Source organism: Candidatus Woesearchaeota archaeon (assembly GCA_016187565.1).
Taxonomy (GTDB): Archaea; Nanobdellota; Nanobdellia; order Woesearchaeales; family JACPJR01; genus JACPJR01.
Map to the genome: position 1 here is coordinate 28277 of JACPJR010000026.1, position 13699 is coordinate 41975.

General features: G+C 43.1%; 14 protein-coding genes. 6 read left to right on the forward strand and 8 right to left on the reverse strand.

Annotation, left to right across the window (positions count from 1 at the left end; genetic code table 11):
* Positions 1-23 precede the first annotated feature (23 nt).
* The 5 genes from dnaJ to HYW21_06850 form a co-directional block, all read right to left on the reverse strand.
* Positions 24-1151 (reverse strand): molecular chaperone DnaJ, encoded by a 1128-nt coding sequence (dnaJ, locus tag HYW21_06830; protein ID MBI2549035.1) that lies wholly within the window; start codon positions 1149-1151, stop codon positions 24-26.
* A 93-nt stretch (positions 1152-1244) separates the two neighbouring features.
* Positions 1245-1559 carry a hypothetical protein gene (locus HYW21_06835; protein MBI2549036.1) on the reverse strand — a complete coding sequence of 105 codons (315 nt, stop codon included), beginning with the start codon at positions 1557-1559 and terminating at the stop codon, positions 1245-1247.
* Positions 1540-3426, reverse strand: coding sequence for a molecular chaperone DnaK (gene dnaK, locus HYW21_06840; protein ID MBI2549037.1), 1887 nt, complete (start codon positions 3424-3426; stop codon positions 1540-1542). Before dnaK ends, HYW21_06835 begins: the two co-directional genes overlap by 20 nt.
* Positions 3427-3518: 92 nt before the next feature.
* Positions 3519-4058 carry a YkgJ family cysteine cluster protein gene (locus tag HYW21_06845; GenBank protein ID MBI2549038.1) on the reverse strand — a complete coding sequence of 180 codons (540 nt, stop codon included), beginning with the start codon at positions 4056-4058 and terminating at the stop codon, positions 3519-3521.
* Positions 4015-4671 carry a nucleotide exchange factor GrpE gene (locus HYW21_06850; GenBank protein MBI2549039.1) on the reverse strand — a complete coding sequence of 219 codons (657 nt, stop codon included), beginning with the start codon at positions 4669-4671 and terminating at the stop codon, positions 4015-4017. The genes HYW21_06845 and HYW21_06850 overlap by 44 nt, the downstream gene beginning before the upstream one ends.
* 198 nt (positions 4672-4869) lie before the next feature.
* Between HYW21_06850 and HYW21_06855 the strand changes: the two genes are divergently transcribed.
* From HYW21_06855 to ribD, 5 genes are all read left to right on the forward strand, one after another.
* Positions 4870-5283, forward strand: a complete 414-nt coding sequence (locus HYW21_06855; protein MBI2549040.1) for an ArsR family transcriptional regulator — start codon at positions 4870-4872, stop codon at positions 5281-5283.
* Between the two features lie 70 nt (positions 5284-5353).
* Positions 5354-6019 carry a DUF120 domain-containing protein gene (locus tag HYW21_06860; protein ID MBI2549041.1) on the forward strand — a complete coding sequence of 222 codons (666 nt, stop codon included), beginning with the start codon at positions 5354-5356 and terminating at the stop codon, positions 6017-6019.
* Between the two features lie 2 nt (positions 6020-6021).
* Positions 6022-7005, forward strand: coding sequence for a riboflavin synthase (locus HYW21_06865; protein ID MBI2549042.1), 984 nt, complete (start codon positions 6022-6024; stop codon positions 7003-7005).
* Between the two features lie 32 nt (positions 7006-7037).
* Positions 7038-8234 carry a bifunctional 3,4-dihydroxy-2-butanone-4-phosphate synthase/GTP cyclohydrolase II gene (locus HYW21_06870; protein MBI2549043.1) on the forward strand — a complete coding sequence of 399 codons (1197 nt, stop codon included), beginning with the start codon at positions 7038-7040 and terminating at the stop codon, positions 8232-8234.
* An 87-nt stretch (positions 8235-8321) separates the two neighbouring features.
* The gene (gene ribD / locus HYW21_06875; protein ID MBI2549044.1) at positions 8322-9398 is read left to right on the forward strand and encodes a bifunctional diaminohydroxyphosphoribosylaminopyrimidine deaminase/5-amino-6-(5-phosphoribosylamino)uracil reductase RibD; all 1077 of its coding nucleotides are present in this window, start codon (positions 8322-8324) and stop codon (positions 9396-9398) included.
* Positions 9399-9473: 75 nt separating this feature from the next.
* Here ribD and HYW21_06880 read toward each other — a convergent pair whose 3' ends face one another.
* Positions 9474-10232: a DUF4145 domain-containing protein gene (locus HYW21_06880; protein MBI2549045.1), complete on the reverse strand. Its 759-nt coding sequence runs from the start codon at positions 10230-10232 to the stop codon at positions 9474-9476.
* Between the two features lie 111 nt (positions 10233-10343).
* On the opposite strand from HYW21_06880, the gene HYW21_06885 reads away from it, so the two are divergent.
* Entirely contained in the window at positions 10344-11564 is a 1221-nt protein-coding gene (locus tag HYW21_06885) for a replication factor C large subunit (protein ID MBI2549046.1), read from the forward strand.
* Here HYW21_06885 and HYW21_06890 read toward each other — a convergent pair.
* The gene (locus HYW21_06890) at positions 11497-13008 is read right to left on the reverse strand and encodes a patatin-like phospholipase family protein (GenBank protein ID MBI2549047.1); all 1512 of its coding nucleotides are present in this window, start codon (positions 13006-13008) and stop codon (positions 11497-11499) included. The genes HYW21_06885 and HYW21_06890 overlap by 68 nt on opposite strands.
* A gap of 70 nt (positions 13009-13078) precedes the next feature.
* Positions 13079-13642 carry a DUF655 domain-containing protein gene (locus HYW21_06895; protein ID MBI2549048.1) on the reverse strand — a complete coding sequence of 188 codons (564 nt, stop codon included), beginning with the start codon at positions 13640-13642 and terminating at the stop codon, positions 13079-13081.
* Positions 13643-13699: the final 57 nt, after the last annotated feature.

A 13699-nucleotide genomic window follows, 5' to 3' on the forward strand; every position in this document is an offset into this window, starting at 1 on the left:
GTGGACTATTCATGGAAATTCGCTCAAAGTGCCTGTTTTAGCTTCCCAAAGAAACTCTTCGAAGGTTTGATATCTTTACCCATGGTTTTGGCAAATTCCTCTAATGCCTCTTTCTGTGTTTTGTTGAGCTTTGTTGGAACTTGAACAATAACCTGGACATTTTGATTTCCTCTAGCTCCGTTTTGTATGTCTGGCATACCTTTTTCACGCATGCGAAAGACGGTGTTTGTCTGCGTTCCTAGTGGTATTTTCAACCGCGCTTTTCCATCGATGGTTGGTACTTCAATTTCATCTCCAAGACTCGCTTGAATAAAACTGATAGGAACTTCACAATAGAGATCGTCACCATGACGTTCAAAGAATTTATGTGCTCGAACATAGACGCGTACATAGAGATCTCCAGTCGTGCCATTTTTCTCCCCTGCCTCACCATGTCCTGCAATCCGTAATCTGGTGCCATTTTCTATCCCTGCGGGAATAGTAACACCCATCTTCGTTGTTGTATGTACTCTTCCGGTTCCATTACACTCTTCACACGGGTCTTCAATAATTTGGCGCTCTCCTTTACACTGTGGACAAGTTGTACTTGTACTAAATATGCCGAAGGGTGTTCGTTGTGCCCGTTGAATAAAGCCAGAACCTTGACACTCTGGACAAGTCTTTACTGCTGAAGAAGAAGATGCTCCACTCCCCTGGCAGGGAGCACATGCTGCCATACGAGGGACGGTAATTTCCTTAGTCAACCCATGGAAAGCATCCTCCAGCGTAATCTCTAAATCGTACAACAGATCTGCTCCACGACGACTACTTCTCCTTCGTCCGCTAAAGAAACCACCACCAAAGAAACTTTCAAAGATGTCATCAAAATCTACGGGTCCGGTGTCAAAACCGAAATCACGGAAGTCAAAGCCAGTTGTGCCATTTCCAAAATCCTGAGCAGTTGTTCCAAAGCGGTCATACTGCGCGCGCTTCTTCTCGTCCCCAAGGACAGAAGCAGCTTCATTTATTTCCTTAAATTGTTGGGTTGCATCAGGATCTTTGTTAAGATCAGGATGATATTTCTTTGCCAAGCGTTTATAGGCTTTCTTAATATCTTCTCGAGACGCTTCTCGAGCTACGCCCAGTACTTCATAGTAGTCTTTTGCTGCCATATGATAATCCTTTTCGCAAATCCTCTTAGGGTATATAAATGTTTAGTGGCTTTTTGATGATTGTTTACACGTGTGCCATGTCTAAACTTTTTTTTACGATCTTTTGTCGTCCTTTCCGTCGTTTTTTCCGAAAAGATTGTTGATCATTGCTTCTTTCTGCTTGGTAACCCACCCTTCAAGGATCAACAAGACTTCGGGAAGAGGAAGCTTTTGTGAAGCTGCCTTCACCTCGATATTTACTTTCTTTGTTGTCGGATCAATGGTCTTGTGGATACGTAAGGCAAAGAGCTGTTCAATGATCTCATCCTTATCTGTATTTTTCTTGCCCTCTTTCTCTTGGTGTCCAGCAGTTCCTATCACATCCTCTTCTTTCTCGTTTTTGTTTTCTTTAGTCTTTTTTGGTGTCATCGTCTTCTACCTTGTAATCAGCATCAACAACATTTTCTTTCTTTCCGTTTTTTCCCTGTTCCTTCTCAGTGGATTTGCTTTTTGCTTTTTGCTCTTTTGCTTGTTCTTGTTGCGCAGCCTTTTGGTAGAGCTCAGTGCTTGCCTTCTGCACTTTTTCATTAATCTCGTCGAGCTTTTTCTTTATTGCTCCGACATCTTTTTTCTCTGGCTCAAGCAGTTTCTTTAACTCTCCAATGTCTTTCTTGAGATCCTCAAGCTCTTTTGCGTCTACTTTTCCTTCAAAGTCCTTGAAAAGTCTCTCGGTGGAGTAAACGAGTGCATCCGCTTGGTTGATGAGCTCGATCTCTTCTTTCTTTTTTTTGTCCTCTTCTGCATGCGCTTCAGCTTCTTTACGCATACGTTCTACTTCCTGCTCACTCAGTTTGTTCGGTGCAGTGATTCTAATCGATTGCTGTCTTCCTGTACCGAGGTCTTTTGCGGTTACATGAAGGATTCCATTTGCATCAATATCAAAGCTAACCTCCACTTGTGGTATCCCTCGCGGAGCTGGCGGAATGCCAATGAGATCAAATCTACCAAGGCTTTTATTATCAGCAGCCATAGGTCTCTCTCCCTGAAGGACATTAATCGTTACCGCTGTTTGGCCATCGGTTGCTGTGGAAAACACCTGACTCTTCTTCGTCGGAATAGTGGTATTTCTCGTAATAAGCGAGGTACTTACCCCACCGAGTGTTTCAATGCCTAAGGTCAATGGAGTTACATCTAAGAGCAAAATATCCTTGACTTCACCTGCTAAAACACCTGCTTGGATTGCTGCACCCTGTGCAACACATTCCATGGGATCAACCCCTCGTTCAGCAGGTTTTCCGACGTAATCCTCAACAAACTTTCTGACAATAGGCATTCGTGTTGGACCACCAACGAGAATGATCTTAGTAATATCATTCGTGCCTAACTTTGCATCTTTGAGAGCCTGTTCCAATGGTGCTTTACATTTTTTGATAAGATCTTCAACAAGCTGTTCAAGCTTTGTTCGCGTTATCCTCATCTGCAGATGTTTTGGTCCTTTATCGGTTGCTGTAATAAACGGAAGATTAATATCTGTTTCCATAGTGGTCGATAGCTCGATCTTTGCTTTTTCTGCTGCCTCTCGTAACCGTTGGACTGCAGTATCATCATCACTAAGATCAACCCCCTCTTTTGCTTTGAAGTCTTTCATAATGAAATTCATAAGGGCATTATCCATATCCGTACCACCAAGTGATGTATCACCTGAAGTTGCCTTCACTTCAAATACGCCTTCACCAAATTCCATAATGGTAACGTCTAAGGTACCACCACCGAAATCAAACACAAGGATCTTGATGTCCTGGTTGCCTTTATCAAGACCATAAGCTAGTGCGGCTGCAGTAGGTTCATTGATAATACGAACAACCTCTAGGCCAGCAATTGTTCCCGCATCTTTTGTTGCCTGACGCTGATTATCATCAAAATAGGCAGGAACAGTGACAACGGCTTTTTCCACAGTCTCACCAAGAAATTCCTCAGCATCTTTTTTTATTTTCTGCAGAATAAACGCTGAGATCTGTTGTGGAGTGTATTCTCTTCCAAGAATCGTATACTTAAACGTTGTTCCCATTTTTCGTTTAGCAGCAAGAATAGTGTTCTCTGGATTGCTTACTGCCTGTCGTCGTGCAGGCTCTCCCACAAGAACGTGGCCCTCTTTCGTAAATGCTACGACAGAAGGAAAGGCCTTTCCATACTGTGTTGTGCCTTCTGCACTTGGGATAATCGTTGGTTTTCCTGCTTGAAGAACTGCAGCAGCAGAATTGCTTGTTCCTAAATCAATACCAATAATTTTTGCCATGTTTCATTCCTCCATAGGTATTATCAATGTATAAACTTCTCACATAGTCATATACAAGTATCGTAAGTTACTTTAGCGTGTATGTCCCTGTACTATACATCCTCACACGTTAACATCCGTTGCAATCTTTCTTTGTTCGGGATAATTTCCTCAAGCGAACCTCCTGGAATTGCCATATGAGCCCTGAGATAATGTGCCCATTGACGGATACTCTCTGCATCCTCCTTCTGTACACAGTGATTGAGCCAATACCATTGCAGGAACCTTTCTCCAAATGCATTACAAGAGCCAATCCTACAAAACAATGGCTTCACCGGATGGATTGAGCAGAGATTGTTATGTAAAAACACACATGGACCTCTTGGTTGCACGTCTGTTTTCTCCATACGTGCCCGCCATACTTCTGTATTAAACCGCTCGCATTTCTCGAGATATTTTTGTTTGCATTCCTCAGCGGAAATGTTGAGGAAGTTTGCTATCTTTGGAATTTCGTCTTCATTGAGGATAGCGCTTTCGTATTTGCAGCAATGGGCGAATTTTCCACAGCCGTGAGGATCGCAGGTTGCAAGCACCTCTACCTCATTGGCTTTAGACTGCTTGGTTATCTGGATTGGTTCGATGGGTATCTTCATCAGTTGCCTCTTTTTCATCACTACTTTCTTTTGGTTCTTTTTTTTCTGATCCTGCGCTGACCTTTACCTTGCTGTGCCGGAGAACCATATTCTCAAGCATATACCCTCGCTGAATCTCTCCAATAATGGTATCTTCGGGTGTATCATTAGCTACTTTTAACATGACTTCATGATAGTGAGGATCAAATACCTTACCCCCTCCATTTGTGTTGGTGATTTCAATAGGCCGCAATCCTTCCTGGCTTAGGATCTTCCAAAATTGCTGGTAAAGCAGCTGCATACCCTGGTAAAATTCATCCTCTGCTGGGACAGAGATAAACGCTGTCTCAAAGGCGTCAACAATGGGCAACAGTTTTTGTACGAAATGAGCCTTTGTCATCAGCTGAAAGCGTTCTTGTTGCTTCTCATTTGCCTTTTTGTAATTGGCAAACTCGGCCTGGAGTCGTTGTAAGTCCTCGGTAAGCTGCGTTATCTGTTCAGCAAGTGCCTTTTTTTCTCCATCTTCAACATCATGGTCAGCATTCTGTGGTTGGACAACAGTTTCTTGTTTCCTAACCTTCTCGTGCTTCTGCTCGCCTGCTTTTGTGCTTGTTGTTCTTGTATTTTTCTCCATTGCTTCACACTCGTAATAGCACTGAGATGTTTATTGAATGTCTACCTTGCGTAGCTTTTGTGCTTTTATTTTCGTACCTCATTTCCTACAATTGTCGATCTTAGATCGACCACGTTTATCTAAAGTAGACGCCCCTCCTATATAAACTTTTCTCTTTTGAGCGGAACATTTAAAAAGAAGTATGTTCTTTTATCCCTGATGGCCAATGATGTTCAACGCATTACCATTATCCGACTGCGAAAGCCTGTCAAACATGATGTGAATGAAGAGCTTCAGTGGTTAGGAAGTTCACTAGGATTGTTTAATCTCCGTGATAAAGACAAGTCGTGCTTCCGCATTTTCATCGAATTGCTCAAGAGTAGCAAGAAAAATGAAGCGCTTTCAAGCGATGCCATGGCCGAGCGTTTATTGCTGAGTCGAGGAACTATTGTTCATCATCTGAATAAACTGATGGAATGTGGGCTTGTTGTTCAGCGAAGAAATCGGTATCTTTTACGAAAAACAGATCTCCAGAGTTTAGTTGAAACCCTTCATGAGGATATGGAACGGAGTTACAAGGAAATGGAGGATATTGCTCAAGACATCGACCATTGGCTTAACGGACAGCGCTAGTAGAGCAGATATGCTACGCATTTTTTTGTACCAAAAACTATTTAAGTAACACCTCTTTTCTTGTTTACTCATGAAGGCTGATGATTTTGGTATTCTTCTGATGATTGCAGAAAAGGGTGGACTTTACAACGAGTTTTCTTGCTCAACGACCCGATTAAGTCGAGAATTTGGGTTAAGCCAGCAGGCATTGTCACGACGTTTAATTCAGTTGGAGCATGCTGGTTTCTTGCAACGTTCAGTAAGCCCTCGGGGATTGGTAATGAGGCTAACGACAAAGAGTAGTACCTATCTACGAGCACAGCACCAGATCCTCGCTCGTCTTTTTCAAACCGTTTCTCATGTTGAGGGCACTATTATCGATGGCATTGGCGAAGGAAGCTACTATGTTAAGCAGCGAAAATATCAGCAACAGTACCTTGCCTTTCTTGGGTTTCGCCCTTTCTCTGGAACGTTAAACTTGCGCGTAGTACCTGCTGCATGGAAGCAGTTTGTCCATGGCATGGCTGCGTTTCGTGTTAAAGGGTTTGTGACAAAGGATAGAACATTTGGTGGGTTTGTGCTCTACAAAATAGCCATAGCACGAAAGGGTTCTCCAACGTTTCTTGATGCGGCTATTGTCCTTCCTGACCGGACAAGATATGGTGACGATGTCTTAGAGATTATTGCACCTGTACATTTGCGGGATACGTTTCAGCTTAGTTCTGGTGATACCATGATTATGCAGCCGAGGTCATAGTCATGCTTCATCAACAACGACAACAACAGGTTCAAAAGGTTGCGCAGCAATTCCCGAGCAAGGTACTTGTTATTGGTATAGCTGATACGACCTTTGCTCGCGTCGATCTTTACCCTATTGTCGCCGAAGTTATTCAGAAAAACAACGAGATTACAGGAGCGGTGAAGATTGAACGATATACTGTCCCGGGAATAAAGGATCTGCCTGTTGCCTGCTTACGCTTACTTGAGGACTATAACTGTGCTATTGCCATGGCAATTGGTATGCCAGGAGCAAAGCCCATAGACAAGCAATGTGCCCATGAAGCCTCTATTGGATTTTCACAGGTGCAACTCCAAACAAAAAAACACATCCTTGAAGTATTTATTCATCTGGATGAAGTAAATCTGGCGTCATCAACATATGCAACAGAAATGGCAAAGCTTGCAAGAAATCGGGCTGCAAAGCATGCTGAGCATCTCCTTTTCCTCCTTCAAGGAAAGGAATCTTTAAGTCCCTTTGCTGGAACAGGAAAGCGTCAAGGATTTGCTGATGCCGGTTCCTTCGAGCAAGAAATACAAAAAAGCAAGCAAGTCCAACAACCGCTAACGCTTGGCATTGTTGCTGCTCACTTTAACCTTCCCTTGACCTTGGCAATGGTAGAAGAGGCTAAGAAAGAGGCTACACATGCAGGCTGTCGTATGGTGCTGTATGAGGTTCCTGGTGTTTTTGAAATCCCCTTTGTAGTTCAGAAACTCCTCGATCAAGGTGAAGTTGATGGCATTGTCACGCTTGGGGCTGTTATTCAAGGCGAGACAGGTCATGATGAGCTTATTGCTCAGGTTACCGCAGCACAACTGACCATGCTTTCCCTTCATTACCGTAAGCCGGTAACCCTTGGTTTTTCTGGTCCACGGATGACCGTTGAACAGGCAAAAAAACGTAGTAAGCCATATGCACAACGAGCTGTTCGCTCGTGTCTTGAAATGATTAAAGTCTCGTATTAGTAAGTAAGCTGCACGCCACCATGGAAGAATCTATGCAATCGAACAACATCACGAAAGCTCTTGAAGACCTTCAGCAAGGCAAATTTATCATTGTTCAGGATAGTGCTGAGCGAGAGCATGAGGGAGATTTAGTCGTTGCTGCAGAAAAAATAAATGAAGAGCAGATGGCTTTTATGATTAGGTATACCTCAGGTATTATCTGTGTCCCACTTCCTGAGGAACGTTTACAAGAGTTGGAGCTTCCTCAAATGGTTGATAAAAACACCGCAAAACATCAAACTGCTTTTACGCTTTCCGTAGACGCTGCTCAGGGAACTACTACGGGAATTTCTGCTGTTGACCGCTTGCGAACGGTAAAGACATTAATCCATCCATTCACCAAGGCGTCTGATCTTATTAGACCAGGGCATGTTTTTCCCTTACGTGCTCTTGATGGAGGTGTCCTCAAACGACCAGGTCATACTGAGGCATCCCTAGATTTGATGCGATTAGGAGGACTGTATCCTGCTGCAGTTATTGGAGAGATCATGAATGATGATGGCACGGTTGCTCGAGGTGCATTTTTAGAAAGGTTTGCGCAACTCCACCATCTTACTACGGTAATGATTGCTGACCTTATCCACTATCGAAAAAAAACTGAGGTATTGGTAACACGACATACACCGGTAAAGTTCCCTACAGCCCACGGTTCATTCATGCTTGTTCCTTACACTGACCGTCTCACACAGGCAACCCATCTTGCTCTGGTCCAAGGAGACCCTCATCTTTCTCAGCCAGTTCTTGTTCGCATTCATTCGGAATGTTTAACTGGAGATGTCTTTCATTCCCAACGCTGTGATTGTGGAGCCCAACTTGCTAAGGCAATGGACCTTGTCAATGAAGCAGGACAAGGGATTATTCTCTATATGCGTCAAGAGGGTCGTGGTATTGGTTTGCTGAACAAACTCTCAGCATACCATCTCCAAGACAAGGGTCTTGATACGGTTGAGGCTAATGAGCATTTAGGTTTTCAGGCAGATGCCCGTGATTATGGAATCAGTGCCCAGATCTTGTATGACCTTGGCGTTAAACACATCAGGCTTTTGACCAATAACCCGAAAAAGGTAAAGGGTCTTGAAAGTTACGGCATTACCATTGTCGAGCGTATTCCCTTAATCATTCCTGCAACGTTGCATAACGAACATTACTTAACAACCAAGAAAACAAAGCTGGGTCATATGATTTCTTAGTACAGGAACGTGGTCAAATAGATGATAACGAAAAAACCTACTGAAAAAGCTTCTTACCATCAGGAAGATGCTGCTGATGTTTTTTTTATGCGAAAAGCTCTGCAGCTTGCTGCAAAAGGATATACAAGCCCTAATCCAAAGGTTGGTTGTATCCTTGTTAAGGAAGGTACTATTATTGGTAAAGGATACCATCAACAGGCAGGATTACCTCACGCGGAAATAAATGCACTCACGGATGCAACTAAACAAGGATATTCTCCAAAGGATGCAACGATGTATGTTACCTTAGAGCCCTGTTGTATGCAGGGAAGAACACCTCCTTGCGTCCCTGCAATTTGTGCAGCAGGAATAAAAGAAGTGGTTGTTGCCATGGAAGATCCTAATCCTTTAGTTCATGGCAAGGGTATTGCATTACTCAAACAGGCTGGAATTTCTGTTCGTTCAGGTATCCTTGCTACCGAAGCAGAAAACCTGAATGAATCCTATCGTCGTTGGATTACGACCAAGTTACCTTTTGTTATTCTGAAAGTAGCGATGACATTAGATGGAAAGATCGCGATCGTTACTGGAGATTCACGATGGATAAGCAATGAGGCTTCACGGCGTTATGTCCATCGCTTGAGGTCTTCAGTAGATGCTGTACTGGTAGGAGTCAATACGGTTCTTAAGGATAATCCACAACTCACGAGCCGTGTTCGGGGAGGAAAAAATCCTTGTCGTGTCGTGCTTGATGCTCATGCAAGAATTCCGTTAGATATTCATGTTCTTAATGCAGATGCAAAGACCATTATTGTCACCAGTTCAAAAGCTCCAGGAGCAAAGGTTGCAGCACTCAAAGAACACGGAGTTGGAGTCATTGTTGTCAATACTATCAACGACCATGGTAATGATCACCTTGATATGCATCAGCTCCTCCAACTACTCGGAAAACGCGAGATAACAAGCATCCTCGTAGAGGGAGGACGTGAGATCTTTACGACCTTTGTTACCCAGCAATTGTTTGATAAAATTCTCGTTTTTATCGCACCAAAACTTCTTGGAGGAGAGCATTCATTATCCGTGTTGGGTGGAAAAGATCCGATAGCAATGACTGATGCGTTACTTCTCAAGAACATTACGACCAAACGTTTTGGTGATGATTTCCTTATTCAAGGGTATCGTTAGCCTTTAGAGCTTTAAAACGAGAGGATTTACCTACCCGGATCCTATATACAGAAATCTATGAGCAGTCTCTTATTTTTAGGGTTTACTATGTTCAAATAACCTTCTGATCGTATCCATGGTATACAGAATCATGGCATGGCACTGCTCTTTTGACGGATAGAACACAGTAGCTTTTTTGTGGACAGAATAAATCCGTACTTTGTTGATGAGATGGATCTGATCATGAATGCCTGGGTCAAGCAAAACCTGTGCTTCACTCAACTTTGCGATTAATTTTCCCAAGCCAATGTCAGGTGCTGTTGCAAGTAAATCCTTTCCTGTTGCTTCATAGTATTTTCGGTATAAGCAGGTTTCAAGAACTCTGCCACAGAGAATAACTGCACTTCGATAACACGTAGCTGTAAAGCATTTTCTGAGTTCTTGAAAATCCGCAATCATCTCTTCCTGAATACTTGTAGGAAGTTGAGGAAGGGTGAAAATCATCACTTGTTTAGGAGCTTGTTTTGATGTACTTTGAGAAGAGGGAAACTCAAGAAGTGGTACCATCTTCTTAATCTTTTCAAGAGATACGGGTAGGGTAGAAGGTTGGATTTCAGTGACTATCTGTAACAACTGCAACAGCTCTCGCTCGTTATCTTCATGAGGCGGAGGAATGGCAAGTTTCCATGCCTCTTGCTTGAAACTTTGCAGGGCTAGGTAAAGTTTCTGCTCATGATAGCTTCTATTCGCTCCCGAAAACGTGTAGAACTTGTCATGGGTTGCTTTTCCCTTAAGACACTGTTCATAGCTCTTTTCTACAGCCTTGAGCGCTGTTAAAAACTGTTCTAATCCCATGCTCTGTATAAACCATTACTTGTTAATAAATGTATGGCCATTCGTGCTCTTGAATCCGTTAGCACAACCTAAAACCCAAACCTTAAATACATCGCAATATTCTATAATTCTATGGAACGTGGGACTGAAAAACCTTGGACAATAACCTATGCACCAAAGTCTTTGAAAGAGGTCATTGGACAGGAATCTCTTGCTAAACTCAAAGGCTTTGTTGAAGCCTATCGAACACACAAAAAAAAAGCAGCATTTCTCTATGGGCCGTCAGGAACAGGAAAGACCTGCTCGGTGTATGCACTTGCTCGTGATGTAGGGTTTGAGGTTATTGAAGTCAATGCTTCAGATATCCGTAATAAAGAACACATTGAGACGTTCCTTAGTGCAGCAACCAAGCAGCGAAGTTTGTTTTCCCAAGGAAAGATTATCCTTATTGATGAGGTTGATGGTATTAGTGGTACGTATGATCGTGGTGGTATTCCTTCATTGATAAAGATGATCAGTGAGTCGTTTTTTCCTGTTGTTATCACCGGAAATGATCCCTGGGATCATAAGTTTGGCAAACTTCGTACGCTTTCCTTGATGCTTGCTTTTGAGCCTGTCCCCTTGCAAAGCATGGTACTTTTGCTTTCACAGATATGTCATCATGAAGGGATCCATGCAGAGCCTGATACGTTAAAGACCCTTGCACGCCGTTCTGCAGGTGATGTTCGTGCTGCTATCACTGACCTTTACGCGCTAACACGTCTTACTCGTACATTGAATAAAAAAACACTTGAGGAGCTTGATGATCGCAATCGGGAAGAAAGCCTTCCTATGGCGCTGGTTAAAGTTTTCAAGACCAATGATCCTCTCATTGCGAAGGATGCATTCGAAAACATCAACGAGGATCTTGATACCTGTCTACTTTGGATTGATGAGAATCTTCCGTATGAATACACCACGGTAGAAGCACGGGCAAGAGCGTATGATGCACTGAGTAAAGCAGACATCTTTAATCGACGTATCCGGAGATGGCAACACTGGCGTTTTCTGGTATATGTCAGCGCGCTCCTTACTGCAGGGGTTGCGGTTGCCAAAGATGAAAAACTTAAAGAGTTTGTTCCTTATCATGAAACAAAGCGATTGTTAAAAATCTGGATGGCAAACCAAAAATACCAGAAGCGGAAGGTTATTGCAGGAAAGATTGCACGAAAGACCCATACATCCACAAGACGTGCATTGCAAGATACCTTACCCTATCTTCAAATAGCAATCCAAAAAAACAAAACTATGGCGAAACTCCTCCAACACGAGCTTGACCTTGACGAGGAGGAGATGCAGTGGCTAAAGAAGTAGTTCTGCATGGGAAATGTACGTACTCGCGAGAACCATTAAAGAACTGACCGATCCATGCATGGATAGGTCCATCGTACTGTTGTCGTAATGGAGCAAATTTTTTTGTATGGAACGGACGTTCTGGTGAGCCTTGTTCGTCGGATGTTTTTGTTGATAACGGTAGGGAGCATCCGTAATGCCTCAACACTTCTGTTGCTGTACGGTAGCCAATGTACATCACGCGTCGAAACAACTCAGGTGATAAGCTTAGATGATCTCCACCTTGGATAAATGGTGGTGCAGGACAATAGATAATGGTGTAACGCTGCATGATCCCTGAGAGTCGTTCATATTCAGCAAGCATGTCTTCTTGGTGTTGTGCTGTTAATCCATATCGTTCTCGGAAGGTATCAGAGCCTAACCATGCATACACGGTCTGTTGTTGCTGTCGTGCAGCTCGTGCGGTTTGTATTTTTTGATACAAAATCGTGTTGAATGTGTGAAACAGAAGATCAACTAATGAGGAAGTTCGTGGCGCTGTTCCTGAATCTCTTCCTAATGCCTCTGGAGTAAAGGTATGAGAAACAATGATGAGATCTGCGCCATTTTCAATGGGAACTTGGAGCGAAAGCGTGTTTTTTACCTCACCATCAGTATAGGAATGGCCATCAATCATTCGAGGTTTGAAGAGCAGAGGAATAGCACATGAGGCACTCAGTGCCTCAGAAATCGTCGCGTTATTGAGATAGAGATCCCTGCACGGTTGATTGCTGGGAAGCGTAACCCTTCCTTGTTCGTCTATAACTACCTCTGGCGAACTTTTTTTCCCAAAAGCTACTCTACGAGGGGCGTCGCAGTCAGTTGCAATGAGATAGACCTGAGCAGGCAAATCAAAGAAGTTGTTCGTTGGTAGTACGTTTCGATAGTATGCTTCGATGCCATCGGTGGTAAAAAAACCACCTAAGGGAAGCTCTCTGAGACGTGCCTCGAGTCCCCCAAGACCTGCATATCGCTCATGAAAAGAATGACCATTAAAAAGCGATCCTACTGCTCTAGTGATGTCCCTTATCCTTGGAACATTTGGCCTGAAAATATCCCAGTAATTAATGCTGCATAGTGACCCTTGCTCATGTCGCTGGGGGAAATAATAACTCAAACGGGAACGCGTTGTTCCCATGGCAACGATTTCAGAAGCAGTAAATCCAGCAATCTCGTTAACAACAGCAACAGCCCCACCACTTGAGCCAACAAAACAATCAATACCTCTCTGGGGTTGTTTATCTTCTCTAGTCTGCATGTTCTGATCAGTATCACGTAACGAGGGAATACTAAAACCATGTTCGCGGAGTGCTTGAAAAAAACCATGATGGTATGCTGTCGGAAGCAGTCCTCCACCAGTGCACACAACTGCCCCTCTTTGAAACTGGTCTAATGAAAGAAAGAAATGCTGACCATCACTGGGCATTGATAAGATCCCCTCCGTAAAAACAATGAAATGTGTACTATAAAAAACAGTGCTACACAAAAATGTAGTTCTACCTATCAACAAAGAGGTGATGCTTTTCTTTACCCTCTATTTCTGAGATGATACGTTTGATAATTGCTGCCTCAGGGTTGGGCATAAGCTTTACTCTCTTCTTCAGGTCGGCAAAGCTTGTAAAGGGTGATGCCTTCCGTTCCTCAATAATCTCCCACATATGTTTCTTGCCCAAGCCAGGTATTAATTCAAGCTGGTGCATCCGTGTGGTGAGAGGCTGTGCATTGTTGAAAAATGTCATAAATCGTTCTTCACTCTTCTTTATCATATCCTCTACGACAAACTTCAGCTCTGATCTGGCTGTTTGCGTTAATCGTTCAAGTGGTAATCTTCCAAGGATATGATGAATTTTGTCTCGTTTTCCTTCACCGATGTAAATCTCCTCATACGGTTGGAGAAAAATACCTTTTTTTGGAACAAGTTCAAGAAGTGTAAAATGATTTTTCCCTAAGGCTTGGACTATAGCATTCTTCCGATGGCTGGGTGTGGGATCAAAGGGATATCCATTCGGTAAAAAATCCAGCACTATTGCAACTTCCTCTTTAGGTCTTGCAGGAATCATCGTAAAAACAGAACGAGGGGTTGTATTTAAATCTTATGTGTTAAACTTGAGTGAATA